Origin of the sequence: Daejeonella lutea, assembly GCF_900168015.1 — a bacterium.
GTDB lineage: Bacteria > Bacteroidota > Bacteroidia > Sphingobacteriales > Sphingobacteriaceae > Daejeonella > Daejeonella lutea.
Window position 1 is genome coordinate 665,470 of record NZ_FUYR01000001.1, and the last position, 26,087, is coordinate 691,556.

Here is a 26,087-nt window from a genome sequence, read left to right on the forward strand (position 1 = left end):
CAAATGAAAAAATATAACTTTTTAGCTGCTATCGCCGTGCTTGTGCTGGTGTCGGCATCATGTAAAAAATTCCTTGAAATTGAACCCCAGGAGCGTGTTCTGGTAGATAACTATTATCAAAATGCAGATCAGGCCTTCGGTGCTCTAGTCTCGGTTTACGACCAGTTCGCTAATCAAGGGGGTGGATATCTGACCAAAGTAGGGGTGATGAACTCAGCCTCGGACGATCAGTTAGCAGGTGGAGGTGGTCCATCAGATATTAATGACTTTCAGGTAATCTCTAATTACACGCTGAATTCAAATGTGGGCCCATCTGGCTACCTGTGGAATAAAGGCTTCGCCGGAGTCTTCAGGTCAAACGCGTTTCTTGAAAAAGTAGCTCCAATAAATATGGATGCAACTTTAAAGAACCGTTATATTGCTGAAGTCAAAACAATGCGTGCAGGATTTTATTTTGACCTTGTTCGTTTTTTCAGGGCAGTACCATTATTAACAACCGCAGTAGATCCGGCAAAGATGTATGACGTTGTGCAGGCGACCCCGGCAGATGTCTATACCCAAATCGAAAAAGACCTGACTGAAGCAATACCTAATTTACCAAATACTGTCCCGGCAGCTACCGAGGGTGGGCGACTTACTAAAGGAGCTGCGCAGGCTTTGTTAGGCAAAGTTTATTTGTGGAGGGATAAGTATGCTGATGCAGCTAAGCTTTTCGCGGAAGTAAACGGAACTCCAGGCGGAACTAGTCAGTATGGATATAAATTGCTGGCTAACTTTGATGATCTCTGGAAAACCTCCAATAAGTTTAATTCAGAGTCTATTCTTGAATTATCACATAGTACCGCATCTAACGGGGGATGGGGCAATGTGGGAAGTACCGAAGGGAATCTGTTGAATATTTTAGTTGGTCCGCGTGGTTATAAACCAACTGTAGCAACTGCCCCTGATTATGTATCAGGTTGGAGCTTCCAGGTATTTACTAAAGAGTTTTTCGATAAAATCCACTTTGATCCAAGAAATAAGGCAACTGTTGCAAATCTTGACAGTCTTGAGAAAAATGGCATTGCTACCTATGAAAAAGGTTATAACAATACTGGTTATTTCGTGGAGAAATTTGCTGGTCGGGTATCCAACAAGGCCGCAACTGGCCAATTGGAATTGAATTTCGGACAAAATATGTACGAAATTCGTTTGGCCGACATTTACCTTCTGGAAGCAGAAGCATTGCTGAAAAGCGGTGCGGCCGTTGGAGCTGGAAGCAGGGCTTATCAATTATTAAACGCGGTGCGTGCTCGTGTGAAACTTAACCCTGTTCCTGTGACAATGGATAACATCATGCTTGAAAGGCGCTTGGAACTTGCTGCAGAAGGTCATCGTTGGCTGGATTTAGTCCGCTGGAAATTAGCTCCTACAGTACTTGCGTTTAAGGGATTCGTAGCCGGAAAACACGAAGTCCTTCCTATCCCCCAGGGCGAATTAAACAATACTAAGATCGAGCAACTGAAGGAATGGGGAGGTACTAAGTAATAATTATTTGAAGCTGTCGGGGCAGTTCCCGGCAGCTTATTTTTTAAGATTTGGCTATAGACAGATGAGAACCTTTATGTTTGCGTTTACTTCCCTGACAATTCTGTGTCTGGCCTGTACGAAAGACGGATCTACCCAAATTTCTAGGCCTGTAGCGTTTGTACCTCCAATTGATAAGGGATGGTCCTTTGAAACATCTGTATCGTGGTCTGACGAGTTTGAATACACTGGATTACCATCGCCAGCGAAATGGGGCTATGATATTGGAGGCTCTGGATGGGGTAACAACGAACTTCAATACTACACTGACAATATCAATAACGTCAGCGTTGGAAATGGTAAACTTACAATTGCCCTGCGTAAAGAATACTTTAACGGAAAAGACTATACCTCAGCACGGTTGGTTAGCAAAGGTAAAGGTGATTTCCTATATGGTAGAATTGAGGTTAAAGCAAAGCTTCCCGAAGGGAAAGGAACCTGGCCCGCCATCTGGATGCTTCCCACAGATTGGGAATACGGAGGTTGGCCAAAATCAGGTGAAATCGATATCATGGAACATGTTGGGTATGATCAGCACAGGGTCCATGTAACCGTTCATACCGAGGCATATAATCACGGTATAAAAACTCAAAGAGGAACTAACCGAATAGTCCCTGCTACAAACACTGAGTTTCATTTGTACAGGGTTGACTGGACTCCATATGCCATAAGAGGATTTATTGACAATGAGCAGATGTTCGAATTCGTCAATGAAGGTAAAGGCTCACCGGTATGGCCATTTGATAAACGGTTTCATTTACTATTGAATATCGCATTTGGCGGAAACTGGGGTGGTTCTCAGGGCATTGACCATGGTAATCTTCCGCAAACCATGGAAGTTGATTATGTACGCGTTTACAAAATGATTGATAAAAACTGACACATTGTGATGAGTAATGATATACCGCCGAATAAATATTTTACGATGAGACTAAATGTTAAGTGTATTCTTCAGGTTGTATTGCTTCTATTTTCTCTTTCCGGATATGCCCAAAAGGCAGAAGGGGTTGCTTTGTGGTTAACAAATGCAGATCGGTCGGCTTTATTCGAAGAACAGCAACAACCAATGAGTTTTTCGAACCTTGAGACTAACGGACCTACGATTGCGGTCGACGATAAAAACAATTATCAGGAGATTGATGGATTCGGTTTTTCCCTTACACAGGGAAGTGCGATGCATATCATCAGGATGGAGCCTGCAGCTAGGGCAGCTTTACTCAAAGAACTTTTCGCGCAGGACGGGAAAAATATCGGTATAAGTTATATAAGACTGAGTATTGGTGCTTCAGATCTGAATGAACGTATTTTTTCATATAACGACCTGCCTGCAGGCGAGACGGATCCTGAAATGTTGAAATTCAATCTTGGCCCCGACCACCAGGATGTAATTCCGGTGATGAAGGAAATTCTTACCATCAATCCTGACATTAAAATAATGGGTTCCCCCTGGTCGCCACCTGTTTGGATGAAGTTAGTACCGGATACCCGCGGATCGATGTTAAAGCCGGAATGGCATTCTGCTTACGCTAAGTATTTCGTTCGTTACATCCAGGATATGAAGAAGGAAGGAATAGCGATTGACGCAATTACCGTTCAAAATGAGCCCCTACATCCGGGCAATAATCCAAGTTTACTTATGCCTGCCCCGGACCAGGCAATATTTATTAAAAATCACTTAGGTCCGGCGTTTAAGAAAGCTGGGATAAAAACAAAAATAGTGCTTTTTGACCATAATGCAGACCGACCTGATTATGCTATTTCTATCATGGATGATCCTGAGGTGAAGCAATATGTGGACGGATCTGGTTTTCATCTCTATGCCGGACGAATAGAAGCGCTGTCAGACGTTCATGCTGCCCATCCGGATAAGAACGTTTACTTCACAGAACAGATGGTTACCGAGCGACCAAACTCACCCCGAATTAACATAACCAATCCCGTTGGCAGGTTGATTATCGGAGCAACAAGGAATTGGAGCAGGAACGTCATAGAATGGAATCTTGCGGCGGATCCTCAAAATAAGCCATATACCGATCGGGGAGGCTGTCCATCATGCCAGGGTGCGATCACAATTGACAAGAACACCGTGACCCGAAACCTAGCCTATTATTCAGTTGCCCACGCCTCGAAATTCGTCCGTCCCGGATCTGTGAGAATTTCGTCAAATGAAGTCGAAGGCCTTTTAAATGTTGCATTCAAAAATCCTCAAGGTAAAAGAGTGTTGATTGTAGCCAATACTGGTCCAGACTCCGCAGAATTTAACATTAAATCCAAGGGAAAAGTCCTTTCCACTAAGCTCAATAGCGGTTCTGTTGGAACCTACATTTGGTAAACATCCATCGAGTAAAATACGAAACACCCATTTACATGATACGCTACATAAATAAATATTTGCAATTTCTAAGAATTGTGTCTTTTCTGTTCATCATAATTTTCTTTAGTTCTTCTAGCCAAGCACAACTTTTGAAAACCGACGGAAAGCGCATTGTGAATGATAAAGGAAACAATATTCTTTTACGTGGTATTGGACTTGGGGGGTGGATGTTGCAGGAGGGTTACATGCTGAAAATTAATCGGGAAGGCCAACAGTATCGAATAAGAGAACGAATTGCGGAGCTGATGGGAAAGGAGCAGACTGATCAATTTTATGATCTATGGCTCTCTAATCACACCCGTAAAGCCGATATTGATTCGATGAAAGCATGGGGCTTTAATTCGGTTCGCTTACCAATGCACTTCAATTTGTATACCCTGCCCGTTGATCAGGAACCGGTGCCGGGAAAAGATACCTGGCTTGCCAAGGGATTTGCATTAACAGACAGTCTGTTATCATGGTGTAAACAAAATGAAATGTATTTAATACTTGATCTACATGCTGCTCCCGGCGGTCAGGGCAATGATCTGAATATTTCAGATAGAGATCCAGCAAAGCCATCATTGTGGGAAAGTGAAGATAATCAGAGAAAAACTATCGCATTATGGCATAGAATTGCCGAACGGTATGCTGATGAACCCTGGATTGGTGGTTATGATCTTATAAATGAGCCAAATTGGGGTTTTGAAGATCTAAAAAATGACAAGAACGGCACGAAAGAGCAGAAAAATGAGCCTCTTCAGAAACTATTGAAAGATATTACAGCTGCAATCCGCCAAGTAGACAAAAAGCATATTGTTATTATAGAAGGTAATGGCTGGGGTAATAATTATCGAGGTATTACACCTGACTGGGATGATAATATGGTCTTAAGTTTTCATAAATATTGGGCGTATAATGACGCGGCGTCTGCGTCAAATATGCTTAAGATGAGAGACCAATATAACATGCCAGTTTGGTTGGGGGAAACGGGAGAAAATTCCAACGTTTGGTTCACTGAAGCAATTCGATTGTTCGAGAATAATAACATCGGCTGGAACTGGTGGCCTTTAAAGAAGATTGGTAGTAATAACCCTGTAGAAATCAAATCCAACTTGAACTACGATCGCTTCGTTAACTATATAAATGGCCGGAACGGCGCAGGAAAACCTAAAGAAAGTGATGTATATAGCGGACTGATGGAAATGGCAACCTACGCAAGAATAGAAAATGCAATTATCCACAGAGATGTAATTGATGCGATGATCAGGCAACCATTTTCGACGGAAGTAAGGCCGTATAGGAATCATATTATATCAAAAAATACTTTAGTAGAAGCGGTAGATTATGATATGGGCAGGAATGGAATTGCTTACTTCGATACAGATACTGCAGACTATCACGTTTCCACAGGCAAGAATACGCCAGGCAACCGCGGCCGGATTTATAGAAATGACGGTGTCGACATCATGAAGGACTCCACTTCATACAATCGGTATTTTGTTAGTAACATTGAGGATGGAGAGTGGCTTCAATACACGGTTGACGTTGTAAAAAAAGGAATTTATAAACTCAAATTTGAAGTCGCTTCGGGTAACGAAGAAGGCAAGATATCGGTAAAATCAGGTTCGACACTTCTTGTAAATTCCTTCCCGGTACCTAATACAGGGAATCCGAAAAAGTTCATGGAAATTACTATTGATAATGTAGCTTTAAGTTCTGGTAAACAAACGCTTAGGATTTATGCAGAAAGAGGAGGGTTCAATCTGCGATCATGGCGACTTTTAAGGTAAACTATGGACAATAGGAAGCGTCATTTATTGATATGGCTTTTGATTGGCTCAATGGTCGTTGCGCTTTCTCAATGTACGAATACAGGTAAAGTCGAAGCCTTTACCATTAACGATTTTGCAAGTTCAGAGACGTGCAAAAGCTGTCATAAGGATATTAGTGAGATGTATGCGGCTTCCGCTCACTTTCATACTTCTGCTCCTGCTGGAGAAGAGCTCCTAAAAAAAGCTTTACTGAAGCCAGAATTCCAATTCAGCGACAGCCTTAAGGTTGTTGTAGAAAGAAGGGAGCAAGGAGTTTATCAAGTCACCTACTCGCGGTCCAAAGAAATTGAATCGAAAAAGATTGATGTGGTCTTTGGATCAGGTGAAAAGGCAATGACGTTTGGCTATTGGAGTGAAAGCGGATTAAATCAATTGCCGCTCACATTTTATACGAAAATGAATCAATGGGTGAATAGCCCTGGGTTTCCCACAGACCATCCCAATTATAAGCGGGCAATTATTGGCGGCTGTTTAGAATGTCATAGCTCATTTGCGAAAACAAAAGCAACAAAGACAGGCAGTCTGGCGGTTTCCGAACAAGTTATAAAAGGCTCTATTGCATATGGCATCGACTGCCAGCGTTGCCATGGACCTTCCGCGAAGCATGTTGCTTTCCACCAAGAAAATCCCGGGGTTAAAAAAGCCAATTTTATTATAAGTATTCAGTCGCTCAGCCGGCAGCAGAAAATCGATAATTGCGCAGTGTGCCACTCTGGAAGTGATCAGTCGAACCAAATATCAACTTTCGCTTTTCGACCTGGAGATACATTGGCAAATTACTATTATCCTTACAGCAATAGTAATTCTGAGCCAGACGTTCACGGTAATCAGTATCAAATGCTTGCAGGAAGTGCATGTTATATCAAGAGTGATATGGATTGTTCTTCTTGTCATAATACCCACAAAGCAGAAAAAAATAATCCTATCCTGTACTCACAGCGCTGCTTGAACTGCCATAAGGTATCGGAGCATCCTTTAAACGATGGAATTGCAGCGTCGATATCCAATAATTGTATTGATTGTCATATGCCAATGCAAGCATCCCGTCTAATTTCATTTCAGGAATCGGGAAAAATTAAAAAAGTTCCATATTTATTAAGGAGTCATAAAATTGGAGTTTATAAGGACGAGAGCAAGAAAATATCTTCTTACCTCAAATCACTTTAATTATTGAAGCTGAGCTGTGAAAATTAAAATCGTGATGACTAGTCAGCATTCCTATGTCCAATAAGGCTGCAACATTGGAGGAAAATGCCGATAAGTGTTTTGAAAAACGACCGGTTATATTGTTAATATTTAAATATTAAAGGACAAATGAAAGAATTAGACCCGCACAACCTCAACCGGCGTAATGTGATGAAAATGCTGGCTGTAGGATCAACCGCAGGATTGCTGGGGTTGTTTGATAGCAAAAAAGTGATGGCCGATACATATGAAACGCCATCGTATCAAAAAGGTCTTGCACCAGTCAAAATCAAAAGTGTCAGAGCTATAGGGTGCGCCCCAGGAGGGCCAAATCTCGTAGTTGTCAGGGTTGATACGACCGAGCCCGGTCTCTATGGTATAGGATGCGCAACCTTCAACCAACGCGCCACCCTTGTTGTCGCAGCTGTTAACACGTACCTGAATGAGTTTTGCGTTGGGAAAGATGTTGATAATATCGAGGATATGTGGCAGTCGTGTTATGTTAGTTCTTACTGGCGAAATGGTCCGGTGCTGAATAATGCGCTCAGCGGACTCGACGAAGCCTTGTGGGATATCAAAGGAAAGCGTGCTGGTATGCCGGTATACCAGCTCCTGGGCGGAAAATCTCGTTTTGCCGTGCCGGTATATGTGCACGCCGATGGGCGAACTCCGGAAGCTGTAGCGGATAACGTACAGAAATTCATTGCCGAAGGAAACCGCTATGTGCGGATCCAACAAGGATTATATGGTGCTACACAGTTGGCAACAGCGCCAGATTTTAAGGATGCTGGTTTTGGAATGCCGAGAGATGGATTTATGGATCAGCGTGAATACTTGAAATCCCTCCCACCTTTGTTCAAAACAGTGCGAGAGCGTTGTGGCGATGAAGTAGAACTACTGCATGATATGCATGAGCGCATTGAGCCCATGGATGCAATAAATACCATCAAAAAGCTAGAAGATTACCGGCCGTTTTTCATTGAAGATCCATTCTCACCCGAAAATATGGAATGGTTCAAACAACTTCGCATGACTACATCGGTACCCATTGCCATGGGTGAACTCTTCAATAACATCAACGAGTTTAAATTGCCAATGGTGAATCAGATGTTCGATTATATCCGCTGTCATGTTTCACAGATTGGTGGTATCACACCGGCTGTGAAAGTTGCGCGCCTGGGTGAATGGTTTAACATTAAAACCATCTGGCACGGCCCTAGTGACACGTCACCTGTCGGTCATGCTGCAAATTGCCATATGAGTTTAGCAATCTGGAATTTCGGACTATTGGAGCTTGGAGGTGGTAATTTTGGACCTAATATCAAAGAAGTTTTTTCAGGAAGTCCCACGGTGAACAAAGGGTATATGAATGTTAGCGATACCCCAGGATTAGGAGTTGATATAAATGAGACTGCAGCCGCAAAATTCCCAATGCGTAACAGTGTTTCAGGGTGGACGGTAAGGAAAAGGGATGGTACAATCATCAGACCATAGAAATTACCATGTATCAAGTATCAAAACCCAAGTATCAAAAGACATGACGAAATTTGTGAAAATTTACTTTTTAGGCATTTTGCTAGCAAGTATGCTGACATCAACCGCACAAATTATTGCACCGGTTAAAACTCAGGTTGTAAAAGATCAGGAGGGATTTAAGCTTATTAGAGATGGGAAACCCTATTTTGTTAAAGGAGCGGGCGGAACGAACCGCATGGAATTGCTCGTAGCATCTGGCGGTAATTCTATAAGAACCTGGGGTAGTAATAATGCCAAGGGTATCCTCGATAAAGCTCATTCGCTTGGTCTGACTGTTACTTTGGGACTTGATGTAGGCCGCGAGCGACATGGTTTTAATTATGATGATACTGCCATGGTTAGGAAACAACTTGATAAACTCACAAAAGAAGTTTTGCTTTATAAAGATCATCCGGCCTTATTAATGTGGGGCATAGGTAATGAATTAAATCTCAGTGCAAAGAACCCTAAAGTTTGGGACGCTGTGAATGATATTTCTAAGATGATCCACGGATTGGACCCAAATCACCCGACAACCACGATGCTGGCCGGTGTCAACAAGACAGCAATTGCTGAAATAAAAGTCAGAACAACGGATATTGATGTGCTTTCTGTACAAACCTATGGAAGTCTTCCTTCGGTTCCTGCTCAAATTGCGGCGAATAACTGGACTAAGGCTTACCTGGTAACAGAATGGGGTCCCACCGGACACTGGGAAACTAAAGTTCTTCCATGGAAAGCTGCAATAGAAGAAACCAGCAGCCAGAAGGCCGCAGTTTATAGGAGCCGTTATGAATCATCGATAGGAAAAGACAACAACTGTCTAGGGTCGTATGTGTTTCTTTGGGGGCAAAAACAAGAGCGTACCCCTACATGGTACGGCTTATTTACCGAGGCAGGTGAAGGATCCGAAGTTCTGGACGTGATGCAATATCTATGGTCAGGTAGTTGGCCCCAGAATCGTGCTCCTCATATCGAGTCTTTAACACTAGATGGCAAACAATTGCCTGAAGCAATTTATCTTTCCAAAAATAAAGACTACAAAGTCGCTTCTGTAATAACCGATCCTAACAAAGACAAATTAACCTACAGGTGGGAGTTACTGCATGATGCCACTAGATTAGGTGAAGGTGGTGACCGTGAAGAACGTCCTAAGGCAATCTCTGGTTTAATCTCCGAAAACACTTCGGGCAATATTACTTTGAAATCCCCTGAAACACCAGGTGCATACCGTCTGTTTGTGTATGCTTCTGATGGAAAAAATAAAGTGGCAACGGGAAATATACCATTTTATGTGAATGACTGAATAGTCAGTGTAAACCCTTTGTTCAAGTTCAATTCACCAATTATAAGGTAGTGACATTTATACTAAAGCATTATTATACCTACTTTCGGCCATGAGAATCATTGGAAATATCCTTGTAATATTTTTATTTCTTTTATCCTCCTGTTCGAAGGATTTTGAATTAAAAGATCTGCAGGGAAGATGGAAATATATAACAGTAGATAACAGAAATCCTCAGGATGTATTACCTGAGGGTGAGATTGAATTGCAGAACCCCGCAATCATTTTCGATAAAGACAATCTGATAATAGAGTGGGGCGGTAAGAAGTTGTCCTCCGGGAAATTTAGGATGGACGGCAAAATGATCCGATACATCGAAGATCTTCCAGGGAATCAAAAAAGAGAATTTCCGTTTTTAATAAAAAGCCTTAGCAAAACAGAACTTGTATTCCAAACCATGGAACAAAATACGACGACGGTAACTGCGACTAAGGTGAGTGGTGGTGACTAATCGTTGACTTCGCCTGGTAATCAGTAATCAGTGGACCGAGTAAAGGGTTGCTCGCTGGCTGTCATCGGTAGAATTTTACCTGACCAAACATGTGAATGTCTCCGCTGATTACCGGTTACTAATTACCGATTACTGAACAATTACAGCCATCCTAAGCTATTCTACTTCTTCTTGCCTTTAACTGCAGGAGTTATATCCTTCTTCGCCTGTTGCTGTTGTCTCATATAGTCTTCCATTCTTTGCTGGAAGCCCGATTTTTTCTTTTCGGTTGCTGGTTTCTTTTTATTTTCCTGAATCTGAGCGTGAATCTTATCATCATTAACAAACATCCGGATAATATACTGTTGTGCGAAAGTCAACATATTAGCCAGGAAGTAGTAGTAATTTAATCCTGAAGGATAACTATTCAATACTCCGAAGAAAATAATAGGCGTGATGTAACCGATATATTTCATCTGTCCTGTTGCACCCGATACCTGATTGTTAAAATAGGTATAAATCAGGGTAGATACAGTCATTAGTATACACATCAAACTGATGTGATTGCCAAGGAATGGCAAAGTAAATCCTAATTGGAAGAACGCATCGAAGGTTGAAAGGTCTTCCATCCATAGAAAAGTTTGTTGCCTTAGCTCAAATAAGTTTGGAAAGAAGAAGAAGAATGCCATGATTATCGGCAACTGCAATAGCATCGGCAAGCATCCGCCAAGAGGATTCACGCCGGCTTTCTTATATAGTTTTAGATATTCCTGCTGTAATAGGGTAGGATTATCATCTCCAACTTTTGCCTTTATCTCATCCATTTCAGGCTTCAATACCCTCATTTTTGCCATCGACAGGTACGATTTATACGTCAAAGGCAATAAGACAGTTTTCAGGAGAATAGTCAGTACAAGGATTATTAAGCCATATCCCCAGCCAAAGCCCTCCAGAAAGTTAAACACGGGTAAAACGATCCAACGGTTGATGTATTTTAAAGGCCAGTAGCCCATATCGATCTGCTTATCGATGTTAAACCCCTGTGCTTCTAAAGTGCTAAGCTTATTCGGCCCAAAATAGAATTCCATCGGGAAACTGGTAGTCTCTTGCCTGCCAAACGGAATTTGCATGTTAGCAGCAAAGCTCTTTACAATATTTGAATCAGGGCTTGTGTTTACTGATAACTCACCTTTGTCAAAGCTGTTTTTTGCAATTAGCACATTAGAAAAGAAATGTTGTTTGAATGATATCCATTTTATTTTGCCCTCATTCAGTTCCTTTTTTTCTGATTCTAACTTTTCTAAATGATCAACACCAGCATCACCTTGATTGTAGTAAGCTGTAGAATACTGTTGCTCGCTCTTTAAATCCTTTTCTTTGAGCTTAAGAATAGTTTCCCAGTTCAAGGTAAGATGTTGCTGGGTGGGAGCTACCACATCCTGCATACCTTTAGTGGCAATTGTAAGCCCTACGTTGTAGCTGTCACCTTTAAGCGAGTAAATGTAATCTATATATTTACCTGCCTCATATGTCAGACGCATGGTTAAGGAACCTGAGTCGGATTTGGCGACAGTTAACTTTGTGCCGGAAGGGGTAAAGTAAAGGTCATTAGTGCTGATATTCTTTCCGGCAGCACCGAAAATAAGCCCAAACCTATTGCCGTCCCCTTCAAACATCTTTAAAGGTTGTTTTGTGTAAGTCTGAAAACCTTTTAAGTGAACCGACGAAATCCGTCCGCCTTTTGGACTGATCTCAACCTTTAGTTTTTCGTTTTCTAGAATTACGGGACTTGCTGAACCGGAATTTGCAGATCCGAATGGACCCGCTAAAATTGCTGTAGAATCTATTTTGGGAGAAGCAGCTGGCACTCTTAATGTGTCAGCAGCTGGAGATTTTATTGGTTGCTGTACGCGAGCGAGTGAATCCTTTGTATTTCTAGCTTTCTCCCTTTTGATGTCTTCATCAGAAGGTTGCATTAAATAAGTGGAACCTACTAATATGATTAATATTAAAAATAGGCCCGTAAATGTATTTCTATCCATTCTTTTCTAAAGTCTGTTTACTTCTTTTTTGCGTGTGCTAAAGAAGCGGCGACAAAGTTAACAAAAAGTGGATGAGGATTATCAACTGTTGATTTTAATTCCGGATGGAACTGTCCTCCAACGAAAAACGGATGATTTTTAAGCTCAATGATCTCAACAAGATTGTTTTCCGGGTTGATGCCAGAAGGGATCATTCCCGCTTTCTCAAATTGTTCTAAATATTTGTTGTTGAACTCATAACGGTGACGATGCCTTTCTGAAATCCGGCTTTTTCCGTAAATAGCCGCAGCTTTACTCCCTTTTCTAAGATCACAGGTATATGCACCCAGGCGCATTGTACCACCTTTATTTTTAATTTTCTTCTGTTCTTCCATCATGGAGATCACAGGGTTGGCTGCATTCTCGTCCATTTCTGAACTTTGCGCGTCTTTGAGTCCCAATACATTTCTTCCGAACTCAACAACGGCACATTGCATCCCGAGGCAAATACCAAAGAATGGCAGTTCGTTTTCACGTACATATTTGATAGCTGTAATTTTGCCTTCAATCCCTCGGCTTCCAAATCCCGGAGCAACTAAAACTCCATGGAGACCCCGGAGTTTTTCGGCTACATTTGCTTCGTTGATACTTTCGGAGTGTATACATTTTACTCTTACTTTGCATTCATTTTTAGCTCCTGCATGAATAAATGATTCAGTGATGGATTTATACGCATCCGGCAGCTCGACATACTTTCCTATAAGGCCAATTACAACCTCGGAAGTTGGATTCTTTAAATGTCCCAGAAAATCTTTCCAGCTTTCAAGATCGGGGTCATTTTTTAAAGGAAGTTTAAGTTTTCCAAGTACTGTTCTGTCCAGCTGCTCTTTAAGCATCAGCAATGGAACGTCATAAATTGTGGATGCATCGATAGATTCTATCACTGCATTGATATTGACATTACAGAATAGCGCAATTTTCTTGCGTAACTCCTGTGGAATATGGTGTTCAGTACGACAAACTAGAATATCTGGTTGAATACCATATTCCAATAACATCTTTACCGAATGTTGAGTCGGTTTTGTTTTAAGTTCTCCCGCGGCAGCCAGGAATGGAACTAAAGTTAAATGGATGACAAGAGAGTTACTTGAACCTAATTCCCATCTTAACTGCCTCACTGCTTCTATAAATGGCAATGATTCAATGTCACCCACAGTACCACCGAGTTCAGTAATTACAATATCGAAATTCCCGCTTTCACCCAGGATCTGCATATTACGTTTTATCTCATCAGTAATATGCGGTACCACTTGAACGGTTTTGCCCAGGTAAGCTCCTTCGCGTTCCTTGTTTATTACATTTTGGTAAATACGGCCAGTTGTAATGTTATTTGCCTGAGAAGTAGGGACGTTAAGAAAACGTTCATAATGTCCAAGGTCAAGATCTGTTTCTGCACCATCTTCGGTAACATAACATTCTCCATGTTCGTAAGGATTCAACGTCCCGGGATCAATATTGATGTAAGGGTCGAACTTTTGAATAGTTACACGGTAACCTCTTGATTGGAGTAATTTGGCAAGAGAAGCGGAAATAATACCTTTTCCTAACGACGAAGTAACGCCGCCCGTAACAAAAATGTATTTGGTCATGATATTCGAAGGATTTGCTATGAATGTATTATTGATTAAATGCCCTGGAGGTCAGTTTTAATTAATAAAAACATCGTTTTGTACGGGATTCAAAAGTAGGAAAAAAAATGATACTATGGGGATATGTTGAGAAAAACAGGCGTGTTGAAAAAAGATGACAATGACAGTTGTGAGTTGACAGCGGCAATCCCTCTGGTCCACCCAGCTAACTGTCAACTGTTCCCTGTCAACTGTCAACTCTTTTACCTAACTTTGTGATTATTAATAATTAATTTTTATTCGTTTGACATTCAGTGATTTCAATTTTGACCCTCAGCTTTTTGAAGGTCTCCAAAGCATGGGTTACGTAAAGCCCACACCAATTCAACAACAAGCTATTCCCCTTATTTTAGAACATAAAGATCTGATCGCTTGTGCACAAACAGGAACAGGCAAGACAGCTTCTTATCTATTACCTGTGTTACAGCACATCAGTCTTGGGGACAAAAAACATACTAAGGCTTTAATTCTTGCTCCTACACGAGAGCTTGCGCAACAGATTGACCAGCAGGTTGAAGGTCTGGCCTATTTTGCAGGCATTAGCTCAATCGCTGTTTATGGCGGCGGAGACGGAATGATCTATGAACAGCAGCGACGTGCAATGCTCGAAGGCGTGGATATTATTATAGCGACCCCAGGGCGTTTGATTGCTCAACTTGCTTCAGGGGCGATTAAGCTTAATCACCTTCAATATCTGGTTCTCGACGAAGCAGATCGAATGCTAGATATGGGTTTTTACGACGACATATTACGGATTATCAGCAGTCTGCCTAAAGAGCGGCAAACCTTATTGTTCTCGGCTACTATGCCCCCGAAAATTCGGACACTGGCAAATACAATTCTTAAAAACCCAGAGCAAATTAATATCGCATTATCGCAGCCGGCTGAGGGTATTTCGCAGCAGGTTTACATGGTATATGATCCTCAAAAAGTCAAGCTTATTACCAGTCTGCTTAAGAATGGCGATTATAAAAGTGTGTTAATATTCTGCTCCAGAAAAGAAACTGTTAAAGACCTTAACAGAACCTTGAGAAAAGAAGGGGTGAAAGCTGAAGCATTCCATTCTGACCTTGAACAAGAGCAGAGAGAAACAATCCTCAGAGCATTCAAAAGCCGACATCTACCTGTAATAATTGGAACAGACGTTTTGAGCCGCGGAATAGATGTCACTGGAATAAGTTTAGTAATTAACTTCGATGTTCCACCTGATCCGGAGGACTATATTCACCGAATTGGAAGAACAGCAAGGGCAGAAACTAAGGGCACTGCAATAACTTTTGTGAACGAAAAAGACCAGCGGAGATTTTCGTTTATTGAAACCCTGATCGCAAAAGAAATTCCACGAATGAATTTACCGGAAGAACTAGGAGAGGGGCCGGCTTACAATCCAACCTTAAGACGCTCATCAGGCCCTAAAAATAATAACCGCAACGGCCGGAATAAAAAACCATGGCCTAAGAAGCAAGCTTAGTTCGGGATCGGGTCTAAGGCTTTTGATCAGTCCTCAACCTATCCCAATTTCTCGACATTTGGAAAGCGATCCTTTATATAACTTATGGCCGTTTTGCCATGTGGATGAGGATTACCCTGTGGATCAACATTTACAAATACCAGTCGGTCAATGGTCAGAATGCTTTTTCGCGTTATCATATTTCGTACCTCACAGGTAAGAGTTATAGAAGTACGGCCAAAATGAGTCGCCGTAATACCCAATTCTATAATATCTCCTTGCCTCGCTGAACTGACGAAATTGATTTCTGAAATAAGTTTGGTGACGACTTTCGGATTATCCAGCTGTACAATTGCATAGATCACGGCTTCTTCATCAATCCATTTTAACAAGCTTCCACCGAAGAGTGTTCCATTCGGATTCAGATCCTCTGGTTTAACCCATTTTCGTGTATGAAAATTCATTATATATTTTATTGTAAATTTACGAAAACGAATATTTCGGTTTGTCATTAGACAGTCTAACATTTATTAAAACAAAGCAATTGAAAATGTTATTTAATAGTCATCAATAATTATTATGGTAACTCTTCAGAATGAATTTTTAAAGGTTGAGATTAGTCCCTTAGGCGCCCAGCTTACTTCGATAGTTAATAAGTTCAACAAAGTCGAGCATCTTTGGCAGGGAAATCCCGCAATTTGGGCTTTTCACGCACCCAATTTATTTCCGGTTGTGGGTGAATGCTTTAATAAGGAAATTAAAGTGAATGGCAGCGTTTATCCAATGGAAAGACATGGCTTTGCGAGGACTTCTCAATTTGTGATGCAGGACTGTACCGATGTCCATGCTAAATTCTCGCTGACACATTCGGAAGCAACACATAGATCTTATCCATTTAAGTTTACCTTTCAAGTTCTTTATGACCTTTTTGACTCTGAGTTAAGAGTTAGCTATAAAGTGATCAATTTGGATGAAGGCGCAATTTGCTTTTCAGTTGGAGCCCATCCGGCATTTAATATTCCTTTTTTTAAAGGAGAAAAGTATGATGATTATTACATTGAGTTCGAACAAGAGGAAGAGCTTATCAAACATCTTTTCTCGGATGACGGATATTTTAACGGTCAAACGGAAACCGTTGTGCAGAACGGTAATAGAATCGACCTCAAAAAGGATCTATTTTCAGCGGGAGCCCTTGTTTTTAAGAAACTGATATCCAGGGAGGTCCTTATCAAAAATCATAAAACACCAAATTTCATCTCAGTCTCGTTTCCACATTTTGAATCTCTTGGCATTTGGGCGGCACCTGGCGGTGACTTTGTTTGTATTGAGCCCTGGTTAGGATACGGTGACAACATTGGTGGGCCGGGCGAATTCCGGAATAAAGAAGGAATAAGAACACTTGAGCACGGGCATGTCTTCGAAGTCGATTATACGATCGGTATCACTTGATGATCGTAAGCCGAGCAAGGTATTGATCCATATCATCCTCCAATAAATGCTCGCACAGAAATCCATGCGAATGTGAAATGCTTTTTAAACGGTCGAAATCGATATACAGCCATTTGAACCATTCACCTTTAATCGAGTTATATTCATATTGATATGATATTTCTCCGAAGTATTGTTGTATCGGGAAATTGGATGTGTTATACAAGTAAGATATGTCAGACGAGTCCAGAATTATTTGGCCGTCCTTGTTAAGCATTTTCTTTAGGTGTGGGAGCAATTTATTTAAGCCATCAATATCACCGCATATACCTAGCCCATTCATTAGCAGTAAAAGTGTATCATAACTTCTCTGGCTTGAAAATATGTCCTCATTGATTATACTTTTTACGCCTCTCATTTTCATGATTTCGCAAGCAAGGGCTGAGATTTCCAGAGCTGTAACTTCAAATCCACTTGCCTGAAGTATTAGTGAATGAGCGCCAACACCTGCACCGATATCGAGAACCCGACCTTTACATGAGGTTAAAGCATATACTTCAAGATCTGAAAGGTCTTCTTCGGTTCTGAAAAACACTTCAATTGGCATATCTTCTGGCGAACCATAGTTATTATGTAGCCATAGTTTCCCGGGCTTATCATTTTTAAGATAATCAAACAAGGCATTCCCAAAAACATCCATATTAATTTGCCAAAGGATTAGTTCTCAATCTTGCAGAACTTTTAAAATAACGCATTATTTATATCCAAATTTACGGTTTGAGAATGTATGATACGATTAAAATTATTGTCTGATAATTCACTCAGCATCTGTTATAATAACAAGCCGTTGTTGAATACTAATAATGTTAGTATATTGCATTCCGATAATTTACCGATATTGAACCGCTAAATTTAGATTATGTCGACTGAAGTCAAGTGCCCTGCATGTAATCACTCATTTCCCCTGGAAGAGGCAATCGGAAAAGAATATGAGCAAGAGCTCCGGGATAAAATGATTGCCTGGCAGAAAAAGAAAGACGAGGAATTTCTAAGGAAAGAAGAAGAATTGAAGGGCCAGCACAAGGAATTAGCGCTCAAGTACGAACAACAATTGGTAGTTGAAAGAAAGAACCTGGAAGAGGGTGTGCGAAAAAGTATCGCGGCAGATTTCGAAAATAAACTTGTACTGCTCCAGAATTCAAATAAGGAGAATGAGGAAAAATTGAGGCTCGCCCGCGAAAAGGAGCTCACTTTTTTGCAGAAGGAACAGGAACTGAAGGCCCGGGAAGCTGATATTGAACTAACTTTTCAGCGTAAACTTCAGGAAGAGCGTATCGTAATAGCAGATCAGATAAAAAAGATAGAACTCGAGAGAAATCTTGTAAAGGAAACTGAACATCAGCTGAAACTTAAGGAATACGAGAAACAAATAGAAGATCAAAAAAAGTTAGTCGAGGAAATGCGGCGCAAGGCGGAACAGGGATCAATGCAATTGCAGGGGGAAGTTCAGGAGCTAATACTTGAAGAACTTTTGCGCAATAATTTTCCTTTTGATGAGATAGGCGAAGTGGGTAAAGGGGTCAGAGGTGCGGATTGCGTTCAGACCGTTAGAAATAGATTCGGGCAAGATTGTGGCAAAATCATTTATGAAAGTAAACGAACAAAGGATTTCGGGAATGATTGGATAGACAAGCTTAAAAAGGATATGCGTGGAGCAGGTGTGGATGTGGCAGTAATAGTCACCCAATGTTATCCCAAAGGGATGGATTGTTTCGGGGAAAAAGACGGCGTATGGATCTGTTCATTCGAGGAGGTTAAAGCTGTAGCTTACGTTCTGCGGGATGGCATTATCAAACTTTCTAATGCTTCCAAATCACAGGAAAACAAAGGCGATAAGATGCATATGCTTTACGATTATCTAACCGGAACTGAGTTTTCTGAACAATGGAAAGCTATTCGCGAAGGTTATATGAGCATGCGTCTGTCTATTCACAAAGAGCGTGATGCAATGGAAAAGATGTGGAAGATGAGGGAGAAGCAATTGGATAAAGTCCTGATAAATGCATCCGGCATAAGGGGTTCTATTGAAGGCATCGCGGGGGCGGACACAATATCGCTAAGTTTGACGGATGATGATGAAACACTTTTATTAGAATAGCCTTAAGCCCTAATCTTACTCAACTTCAAACAATAAAAGTTAGCTTTGCAGTTCATCACCCATTGCCCCAAGCCCATAGCCCGTGCTACTCGACAAACTCAAACTCAGCAAACCCCTCATTAAATCAATGACTGAAGCTGGATTTCTTGGACCTAAAGAAATTCAATTGAAAACCATGTCACGTATCCTTGGGGGACAGGACATAATTGCTGTTGGTCCTGAAGGATCTGGTAAGACGACAGCATACGTCCTTGGAGTGTTGATGCGCTTAAAATATGGCTTTGAGGAGGCTCCAAGAGCACTAATTCTGGTACCGGATAGAGAGAGAATTGACGATGTTTTAGCGAAGTTTGAGCTCTTAAACAGAAATAATACGATCCGAATTGTGCCACTTTATCCCGATGGGAATATGGAAGCACAGATTAATGAAGTTACCGATGGTTCAGATATTGTAATAGCTACACCCGACAGGGCACGGGCAGTTTATCTAAAACTAGGTCTGAATCTCAACAAGATCATCATGTTCATTGTCGATGATGCCGCAGAAATCATAAAAAAAGGCATGCAGCTTCCCGTTGCTGAACTCGCCAGAAGCATTGTCAAGTGTCAGCATCTGGTGTTTACAGAAGTAGTACATGATAAATTACACTTACTAATTGATCAGTTCATGAATCAGCCCGCATTGCTTGAAGTTTCTGAACTGGCTGAGAAAAGGCTTGAGACAATAGATCAACTCTTGTATCATGTTCCTGACTACAAAACAAAGCTAAACCTCATCAATTTATTGATGGTAGATGAGGAAGTTTTTAGTAAAGTGATTGTATTTGTCAATACAAGACTTACAGCAGAGAAAGTGTTCAAAAGCCTTTTTAAGAACTTCGATAAACAAGTAAGCGTGTATAAACCATTGTTTTTCGATCATCCCGGATTTGATATAATTGATGATTTCAAGCAATCAGAAGATACAAGGATATTGATAGTCGCTGACGATCTTAAAGAATCCGTTGATCTTAGCGGAATACCGTTTGTTGTCCATTTGGAAATTCCTGCTGAAAAAGAAGTCTTGATCAGCCGTATAGTGAAAGAATCAGGCAATGAGGACAAAATTGCAATAAGCTTTTCAACTGATATCGAACTTGTAACCGTTAAGAAAATTGAGCAGGCTATTGGACAGCTGATTCCGGTTGCCGAACTTCCGGCAGATCTCGTTATCGCAAAGGACGTAAAAATAAAGAAAGTAAAAACCAAAGCTCCGGAAGATGAGGGCCTCAGCGGAGCTGCTTTTCATGAAAAAAAGGAAAGCAATAATAAAGATTACAACTACAGTTCGAGAGAGAAAGCTAAGATGAAGTTCAAGAACAGGTAGCGCAGTTATGGCTAGCAAATAAATTTAATAAATAAAGCCGCGATGTGCCGCGGCTTTATTTTGGAGCTATAAAATCAGTCTTCGTCGGCATGGAGAACATCAGCATGATCTGCAGGTTTGTACGAGGCTTCTAACTCCGCAAGCTTCTTTTTTCCATATGCTACTCTGCTAATAAGCACAAAAAGGACTGGGACTATAAAAATTGCTAGGAAGGTGGCAGCGAACATTCCACCGAAAACCGTCCACCCGATTGTTTGCCTCGACACGGCACCCGCACCTGACGAAATGATTAGGGGTACAACTCCAAGAATGAAGGCGAGCGATGTCATGACAATCGGTCTTAACCTGAGTTTAATGGCATCCATAACCGAGGGTATTAATCCCATACCCCAATCCAGGCGCTCTTTAGCAAATTCTACTATAAGAATTGCATTTTTTGCTGATAAGCCTATCAGGGTTACCAGTCCGATCTGCGCATAAATATTATTATCCAGGCGAGGGATTAGCGTCAATGCCAGGATTGCACCGAAGACACCGAGAGGCACAGCCAGCAAAATTGAAAATGGCACTGACCAGCTTTCATAAAGTGCAGCTAATAACAGAAATACGAATACGATACAAAGTGCGAAGATATAAATCGTACTGCTGCCTGCTTCTTCCTCTTGCAGGCTTAAACCTGAGAAGCCATAAGTGTAGCCTGCCGGCAGCTGTGCGCCAATCTCTTTTAAAGCCTTATTCGCATCCCCACTGCTATATCCTGGGGCAGCACTTCCGCTGATCTCGATAGATCTGAACAAATTATAGTGATTAATGATCGATGCATTTTCAACCATTTTGTACGTCACAAGGGTGCTTAGCGGAACAGACTCACCACGAGTACTTTTAACATATAATTTGCCAAGGTCTTCTATATGTGTTCTGAAAGAAGTGTCAGCCTGAGTCACTACCCGGAAATTGCGGCCATACTTCGTGAAATCATTTACATAACTACTACCCAGATAACTTGAAATGGTACTGTACACGGCGCCGATCGAAACCCCCATTTGTTTAACACGCTCGCGGTTTATCGTTAACTGGTAATTTGGTGTCCTTGAACTAAATAGAGTATAAGCCATCCCGATCTCTGGGCGCTGATTTGCTGCTGCCAGAAACTTAGCTACTACAGCCTCGAACTGCTTAATGTCACCCGCTTGCTGTTCTTGAATCAGGAGTGAAAATCCCCCGCTAATACCGAGCCCTGGAATAGGAGGAGGGGCTACCGCTAGAACACTACCGTCCTTATCACCGGTAAATTCCGTTTTTATTAATCCAAGTATGGTGGGAACATTTCTCTCCCTTTCATCCCAGTTTTTTAGCTGAACAAAGAACGTCCCGGCATTTGATTTGAATGATCGGTTTAATACATTGATCCCCGCGATTGAAGTGATGTTTTGTATCTCCGGGATTTTTTCCTGTAGACGGCCTATGACCTTTGTAATAAATTGGTCGGTTCTGGCAGCTGAGGCTCCCTCGGGAAGGGTGATACCCATTATAAAAATACCAGCATCTTCATTCGGTATAAAACCTGCGGATTTTGCGCTGAACATACCAAATGTTCCAACATAGATACAGGCAAGAACAACAATTACCAACGGCGCTTTCTTTATCGACCTTTGTACCCCATTGGAATATCTGTTTGTTAGCCTGTGAAACCAGGCATTGAATTTAAAGAAAAACCGGTCAAGCCCTCTTGAATCTTTGTTAAGATTCATGGGTTTGAGCAGGATGGAACATAAAGCTGGTGTAAGGGAAAGTGCAACAAATGCAGAAATCACCACCGAAACTGCAATAGTAATTGCAAATTGCTGATATAGTTGTCCCACCATGCCGGGAATGAATCCAACAGGGACGAAAACAGCAGCCAGAATTAAAGCAATGGCGATAACGGGCCCTGTGATGTCTTTCATTGCCCTTCGTGTAGCGTCCTTAGCGGATAATCCATTATGGTCTATGTAATGTTGTACAGCTTCAACCACGACAATCGCATCATCAACGACAATTCCTATCGCAAGCACAAAACCAAACATAGTCAGAACGTTGATGGAGAAACCCATCATTGTGAAAAAGATGAATGTACCGATTATCGACACTGGTATTGCGAGTACAGGAATTAAGGTAGCCCTCCAACTTTGGAGAAAAAGAAAAACAACGATAGTTACAAGAACCAGGGCTTCTATTAATGTGTAAATAACTTCTTTGAGAGAGACTTTAACAATTGATACCGTTTCATAACTGATGGTGTAGTCCATGTCCTTCGGAAAGGATTTTTTAAGCGTTTCCAAAGTTTTTACAATGCCCTCATAGGTTTCCACTGCATTTCCTCCAGGCATTTGGTTCACAGCCATCATGGAAGAGATTTTCCCATTGATTTTCGACCGTGTAACGTAGGAGAATTCGCCCAGCTCAATCCGCGCTACATCTTTGAGATAGGTTATGGCTCCATCTGTGCCCGTTTTTACAACAATGTTCCTAAACTCTTCTTCGGAACTTAAAGCTCCGTCAAGTACGACTGAAAATTCAAATACCTGTGAGCCATTTTGAGGTGGGCCGCCCACACTGCCACCAGCGATCCTTGTATTTTGTTCCTGAATAGCTGCAGTTACATCGGCTGGTGAGATTGCGAGCTGAGCGAGTTTGTTTGCGTCGAGCCAGACCCTCATGCTAAACGGTTGCCCAAATGTTTGAACGTCGCCCACGCCCTTGACTCTAAGGAGGGCATCTTTAACGTAAAGATTTACATAGTTGGAAAGAAATTTTTGATCATGAGTGCCATTAGGTGAGGTTAAACCAAGTACCATCAGGATGTCTGTATTGGCTTTCTTTGTCGTTACACCTAAACGCCTAACTGCTTCTGGTAAAGCAGGCTCTGCAATGCCAACGCGATTTTGAACATCAAGGGCAGCAATGTCAATGTTAGTACCGACGTCAAACGTTACTGTTACAGCCGAACGACCATCAGAAGTACTGTTGGACGACATGTATTTCATACCCGGTGTACCGTTGATCTGGCTCTCTATAGGAGTTGTTACCGTTTGTTCAACCGTTTGAGCATCTGCTCCCGTATATGTACCTGAAACAGTTACAGTTGGGGGCGAAATATTTGGGTATTGACTAATAGGTAATCCCAGCATCACGATGGTCCCTATCAGAACAATTAAAACTGAAATAACAATAGCCGTAACCGGTCTTTTTATAAAAACTTCTGATATCATCTTAGCGTCTTAAAATTACTTTTTAGGTGCAGGCGTGTTACTTGCTGTTGTTACCACCGATCCGTTTTTGAGGTTTTGAACGCCTTCCGTAACATATATCTCTCCCGGTTTAAGACCGTCAGTTATTACGATTTTATCCGCCAACTTTAACCCGGTTTTGACTGCTCTCTGATCAACTTTATTACTGTCGCCGACTACAAAGACTGTAAATTCACCGAGCTGTTCAGCAACTGCTTTGAAAGGGATTACGACCTGTTTTTCGGGAGATTTATTAAGTACTCGCACAGTGCAGTTCATACCTGGTATCAAAGTTCCGGCGCCATTCGGGAAGCTGATTCTGACTTTAATACTTCCTGTCTGAGAATCTACTGCACGATCAATGGTAACGATCTTCCCAGCAGCACTTGCTATCGAATTATCAGAGCGCTGGATTGAAAACAATGAGTCGGAAATCAAGCCTGGATTCTGGTGGAGATTTAAAAACCTGGGAATTTGCTGTTGAGGAACCAATATATCTACTGCAATCGGATCATTTGTTGAAACTGTATTCAGTAATGTCGACCCCGGAGAAACTAAGGCTCCAAGCTTAACCTGTGAAATTCCGATCGTGCCGTTTAGAGGAGCGAGGATCACCGATCTGCGTAAGTCTGCCGCAGTATTTGCCAATATAGCCTGTGCACCGGCAATCTGCGATTCTGCATTAGCTAAGTCTGTTAATGCATAATCAACCCGTTGTTTCGCAATGGCATCCTGTTCTGCGAGCTTTTTATATCGTTCCGCATCTTTTTTAGCCTTATCGCGATTTGACTTTGCGATTTGAACCCCGGCGAGTGCCTGACGATAGGCTGCATCGTATTTGCTGCGGTCTATTTCATATAATTTTTGACCCTTTCGAACTTTTTGCCCGTCTTTGATAAAAACTTTAGTAATATATCCGCCAACTTCTGCACGAAGTTCAACTTCATTCAAAGGAACAACAGTTCCCGGATAAATATCCTCGCCTGTCACAAGTTCGAGGCCGGCTGTTTGAGTACTAACCTGAACAGCTTGGGAGGCCATAGTTGCCTGACTACTTACTTTCTCAGTTTTTTTTCCACATGAAATCAGGGTTAGTAGGACTAAACAAAGGAAGCCTGATCGTAATAGGTTTATGTTCATATTTTTATTGATTGATATTTATTATTCCTTGGGCTTGCTGTACATCAAGCTTGCTTGCTAATAGACTGAAAAGGGAATTAAGATAGTTAAGCTGCGATGATCGCAGATCCGATTCTGCAATCAACAATTCGAGGTATGTTTTTATCCCTTCATTGTATTGCAGTTTTATGGTATTATAAACATCTCGAGAAAGGTCAACATTATCACGATAGGTTTTCCAATCGTTCAGGTTTGTTTTATAGGATGCTAATGCCTGTTGATACTCCGTGTTGATGACGTTTTTTGTTTGTACGATATCAAGGTCCAATCTTTTATCCTGCAATATGGCTCGTTTTAAATTTTGAATCCGCCTTCCTCCCTGGAATACTGGGAGGGAAAGGCGTAAACCCGTTTGAGAGCTAGGAAAATCTTTATTATAGAGATCTCCGAAACTATTATTCTGGTAAATATTATTGTAATTAACGAAAGCGGATAGGGACGGTAAAAAATCGTATTTGTGAAACTGAATGTTTAGATCTTGAATTTGCTTTTGGGTCAACAGTTGCTTATATTCTATTCTATTCTCGTACAGCAGCGCCTGAGTTGTATCTAACAGTAATTCGGTTTCGAGAATAGTGCCGCTGTAATTTAAATTTACTTTATCATCGCTGCCAAGCCCCATCAATTGCTTCAGGTATGCATATTTAAAAGTGAGCGATTCATTTATTCTTTTCAAGTCTGCTCTTGAATTATTTAGTGAGATAGAGGCTCTTTTATAATCGGTTTTATCTACAAGGCCGGCATCATATTGCGCATACGAATCCTTAAACTGTTTTTCTACTCGTGCAATATTTTCATTTAGAATCTTCAGTTGTTCCTGACTGGTTAAAATATCGTAGAAAGCCTTACTAACAGCAACAACAGTGTTAATCTTGTTAGATTCTGTTTTCTGCTGACTGTTAAGCCGAGTAAATTTTGCCCCCTTTGCTGCAAAAAGAAGATCATTGCTAAACAAAGTTTGATCAGCCTGTATAAGAAAATTCGAATTGTTTTTTGGTTGAAATATAACTGGCTGTCCGTTAAGTAATGATACCGGTTGTTTCAGGTATCTCGACAAATTTGCCTGCCCGCTAACTTGCGGATAAATACCAGACAGTGCTATATCGATATCCCTTTCAGCGATTTCTTCATCAATAACTGATTGTTGAATCAAAGGTTGATTCTTTAAAGCAAAATTTATGCATTCTTTTAATGTCAGGCTTGTAGGGTGATTCTCATCGGTTCGCTGTGCATAAAGATGAACGGTTAGGAATGAAAAAGTAAGTAAGGCAAGCAGGTAAAATGTAGTTTTTTTCATAA

19 protein-coding genes are annotated in these 26,087 nt (G+C 41.3%); 12 read left to right on the forward strand and 7 right to left on the reverse strand.

What is annotated here, in order from left to right:
• Nucleotides 1-3: 3 nt before the first annotated feature.
• The 8 genes from B5X60_RS02870 to B5X60_RS02905 all read left to right on the forward strand — a co-directional run bounded on the left by B5X60_RS02870 (nt 4) and on the right by B5X60_RS02905 (nt 10,250).
• Nucleotides 4-1,527, forward strand: coding sequence for a RagB/SusD family nutrient uptake outer membrane protein (locus B5X60_RS02870; protein ID WP_079701148.1), 1,524 nt, complete (start codon nt 4-6; stop codon nt 1,525-1,527).
• Nucleotides 1,528-1,603: 76 nt separating this feature from the next.
• Entirely contained in the window at nt 1,604-2,446 is an 843-nt protein-coding gene (locus B5X60_RS02875; protein WP_079701149.1) for a glycoside hydrolase family 16 protein, read from the forward strand.
• 45 nt (nt 2,447-2,491) lie between these two features.
• Nucleotides 2,492-3,898 carry a glycoside hydrolase family 30 protein gene (locus B5X60_RS02880; protein WP_079702282.1) on the forward strand — a complete coding sequence of 469 codons (1,407 nt, stop codon included), beginning with the start codon at nt 2,492-2,494 and terminating at the stop codon, nt 3,896-3,898.
• 35 nt (nt 3,899-3,933) lie between these two features.
• On the forward strand, nt 3,934-5,712 hold the full coding sequence (locus B5X60_RS02885; RefSeq protein ID WP_079701150.1) for a cellulase family glycosylhydrolase: 1,779 nt from the start codon (nt 3,934-3,936) through the stop codon (nt 5,710-5,712).
• A 3-nt stretch (nt 5,713-5,715) separates the two neighbouring features.
• Nucleotides 5,716-6,921 carry a cytochrome c3 family protein gene (locus B5X60_RS02890; RefSeq protein WP_139377346.1) on the forward strand — a complete coding sequence of 402 codons (1,206 nt, stop codon included), beginning with the start codon at nt 5,716-5,718 and terminating at the stop codon, nt 6,919-6,921.
• Between the two features lie 147 nt (nt 6,922-7,068).
• Nucleotides 7,069-8,433, forward strand: a complete 1,365-nt coding sequence (locus B5X60_RS02895; protein ID WP_079701152.1) for an enolase C-terminal domain-like protein — start codon at nt 7,069-7,071, stop codon at nt 8,431-8,433.
• Between the two features lie 91 nt (nt 8,434-8,524).
• Nucleotides 8,525-9,760 (forward strand): glycoside hydrolase family 2 TIM barrel-domain containing protein, encoded by a 1,236-nt coding sequence (locus B5X60_RS02900; protein ID WP_221406194.1) that lies wholly within the window; start codon nt 8,525-8,527, stop codon nt 9,758-9,760.
• A 91-nt stretch (nt 9,761-9,851) separates the two neighbouring features.
• Nucleotides 9,852-10,250: a hypothetical protein gene (locus B5X60_RS02905; protein ID WP_079701154.1), complete on the forward strand. Its 399-nt coding sequence runs from the start codon at nt 9,852-9,854 to the stop codon at nt 10,248-10,250.
• 161 nt (nt 10,251-10,411) lie between these two features.
• On the opposite strand, the gene yidC is transcribed toward B5X60_RS02905, so the two are convergent.
• Both yidC and B5X60_RS02915 read right to left on the reverse strand, forming a co-directional pair.
• On the reverse strand, nt 10,412-12,271 hold the full coding sequence (gene yidC / locus B5X60_RS02910; RefSeq protein ID WP_079701155.1) for a membrane protein insertase YidC: 1,860 nt from the start codon (nt 12,269-12,271) through the stop codon (nt 10,412-10,414).
• Nucleotides 12,272-12,288: 17 nt separating this feature from the next.
• Entirely contained in the window at nt 12,289-13,899 is a 1,611-nt protein-coding gene (locus B5X60_RS02915) for a CTP synthase (RefSeq protein WP_079701156.1), read from the reverse strand.
• A 283-nt stretch (nt 13,900-14,182) separates the two neighbouring features.
• Between B5X60_RS02915 and B5X60_RS02920 the strand changes: the two genes are divergently transcribed.
• A complete protein-coding gene (locus B5X60_RS02920) occupies nt 14,183-15,409 on the forward strand; it encodes a DEAD/DEAH box helicase (RefSeq protein ID WP_079701157.1) in 1,227 nt (408 codons plus the stop codon).
• Nucleotides 15,410-15,447: 38 nt separating this feature from the next.
• Here B5X60_RS02920 and B5X60_RS02925 read toward each other — a convergent pair whose 3' ends face one another.
• The gene (locus B5X60_RS02925; RefSeq protein ID WP_079702283.1) at nt 15,448-15,852 is read right to left on the reverse strand and encodes an acyl-CoA thioesterase; all 405 of its coding nucleotides are present in this window, start codon (nt 15,850-15,852) and stop codon (nt 15,448-15,450) included.
• Between the two features lie 115 nt (nt 15,853-15,967).
• Here B5X60_RS02925 and B5X60_RS02930 point away from each other — a divergent pair, with 115 nt between their 5' ends.
• Complete coding sequence (locus tag B5X60_RS02930; protein WP_079701158.1) at nt 15,968-16,837, forward strand: aldose 1-epimerase family protein; 870 nt, start codon at nt 15,968-15,970, stop codon at nt 16,835-16,837.
• Here B5X60_RS02930 and B5X60_RS02935 read toward each other — a convergent pair.
• A complete protein-coding gene (locus tag B5X60_RS02935; protein WP_170878365.1) occupies nt 16,830-17,516 on the reverse strand; it encodes a class I SAM-dependent methyltransferase in 687 nt (228 codons plus the stop codon). The two genes, B5X60_RS02930 and B5X60_RS02935, sit on opposite strands and share 8 nt — an antisense overlap.
• A gap of 219 nt (nt 17,517-17,735) precedes the next feature.
• Between B5X60_RS02935 and B5X60_RS02940 the strand changes: the two genes are divergently transcribed.
• On the forward strand, nt 17,736-18,974 hold the full coding sequence (locus tag B5X60_RS02940; RefSeq protein ID WP_079701160.1) for a DUF2130 domain-containing protein: 1,239 nt from the start codon (nt 17,736-17,738) through the stop codon (nt 18,972-18,974).
• A 127-nt stretch (nt 18,975-19,101) separates the two neighbouring features.
• Entirely contained in the window at nt 19,102-20,340 is a 1,239-nt protein-coding gene (locus tag B5X60_RS02945; protein WP_245803456.1) for a DEAD/DEAH box helicase, read from the forward strand.
• 74 nt (nt 20,341-20,414) lie between these two features.
• On the opposite strand, the gene B5X60_RS02950 is transcribed toward B5X60_RS02945, so the two are convergent.
• The 3 genes from B5X60_RS02950 to B5X60_RS02960 are packed head-to-tail and all read right to left on the reverse strand — an operon-like array spanning nt 20,415 to nt 26,085.
• On the reverse strand, nt 20,415-23,591 hold the full coding sequence (locus tag B5X60_RS02950) for an efflux RND transporter permease subunit (RefSeq protein WP_079701162.1): 3,177 nt from the start codon (nt 23,589-23,591) through the stop codon (nt 20,415-20,417).
• A gap of 15 nt (nt 23,592-23,606) precedes the next feature.
• Nucleotides 23,607-24,749, reverse strand: coding sequence for an efflux RND transporter periplasmic adaptor subunit (locus B5X60_RS02955; RefSeq protein WP_079701163.1), 1,143 nt, complete (start codon nt 24,747-24,749; stop codon nt 23,607-23,609).
• Between the two features lie 4 nt (nt 24,750-24,753).
• Nucleotides 24,754-26,085 carry a TolC family protein gene (locus B5X60_RS02960; protein ID WP_079701164.1) on the reverse strand — a complete coding sequence of 444 codons (1,332 nt, stop codon included), beginning with the start codon at nt 26,083-26,085 and terminating at the stop codon, nt 24,754-24,756.
• Nucleotides 26,086-26,087 lie beyond the last annotated feature (2 nt).

Excerpts from the sequence above, each read along its gene's own strand:
- B5X60_RS02870 (WP_079701148.1), top strand. The coding sequence starts at position 4 with ATGAAAAAATATAACTTTTTAGCTGCTATCGCCGTGCTTGTGCTGGTG.
- B5X60_RS02875 (WP_079701149.1), top strand. The coding sequence starts at position 1,604 with ATGTTTGCGTTTACTTCCCTGACAATTCTGTGTCTGGCCTGTACGAAA.
- B5X60_RS02880 (WP_079702282.1), top strand. The coding sequence starts at position 2,492 with ATGAGACTAAATGTTAAGTGTATTCTTCAGGTTGTATTGCTTCTATTT.
- B5X60_RS02885 (WP_079701150.1), top strand. The coding sequence starts at position 3,934 with ATGATACGCTACATAAATAAATATTTGCAATTTCTAAGAATTGTGTCT.
- B5X60_RS02890 (WP_139377346.1), top strand. The coding sequence starts at position 5,716 with ATGGACAATAGGAAGCGTCATTTATTGATATGGCTTTTGATTGGCTCA.
- B5X60_RS02895 (WP_079701152.1), top strand. The coding sequence starts at position 7,069 with ATGAAAGAATTAGACCCGCACAACCTCAACCGGCGTAATGTGATGAAA.
- B5X60_RS02900 (WP_221406194.1), top strand. The coding sequence starts at position 8,525 with ATGCTGACATCAACCGCACAAATTATTGCACCGGTTAAAACTCAGGTT.
- B5X60_RS02905 (WP_079701154.1), top strand. The coding sequence starts at position 9,852 with ATGAGAATCATTGGAAATATCCTTGTAATATTTTTATTTCTTTTATCC.
- yidC (WP_079701155.1), bottom strand. The coding sequence starts at position 12,271 with ATGGATAGAAATACATTTACGGGCCTATTTTTAATATTAATCATATTA.
- B5X60_RS02915 (WP_079701156.1), bottom strand. The coding sequence starts at position 13,899 with ATGACCAAATACATTTTTGTTACGGGCGGCGTTACTTCGTCGTTAGGA.
- B5X60_RS02925 (WP_079702283.1), bottom strand. The coding sequence starts at position 15,852 with ATGAATTTTCATACACGAAAATGGGTTAAACCAGAGGATCTGAATCCG.
- B5X60_RS02930 (WP_079701158.1), top strand. The coding sequence starts at position 15,968 with ATGGTAACTCTTCAGAATGAATTTTTAAAGGTTGAGATTAGTCCCTTA.
- B5X60_RS02935 (WP_170878365.1), bottom strand. The coding sequence starts at position 17,516 with ATGGATGTTTTTGGGAATGCCTTGTTTGATTATCTTAAAAATGATAAG.
- B5X60_RS02940 (WP_079701160.1), top strand. The coding sequence starts at position 17,736 with ATGTCGACTGAAGTCAAGTGCCCTGCATGTAATCACTCATTTCCCCTG.
- B5X60_RS02945 (WP_245803456.1), top strand. The coding sequence starts at position 19,102 with ATGACTGAAGCTGGATTTCTTGGACCTAAAGAAATTCAATTGAAAACC.
- B5X60_RS02950 (WP_079701162.1), bottom strand. The coding sequence starts at position 23,591 with ATGATATCAGAAGTTTTTATAAAAAGACCGGTTACGGCTATTGTTATT.
- B5X60_RS02955 (WP_079701163.1), bottom strand. The coding sequence starts at position 24,749 with ATGAACATAAACCTATTACGATCAGGCTTCCTTTGTTTAGTCCTACTA.
- B5X60_RS02960 (WP_079701164.1), bottom strand. The coding sequence starts at position 26,085 with ATGAAAAAAACTACATTTTACCTGCTTGCCTTACTTACTTTTTCATTC.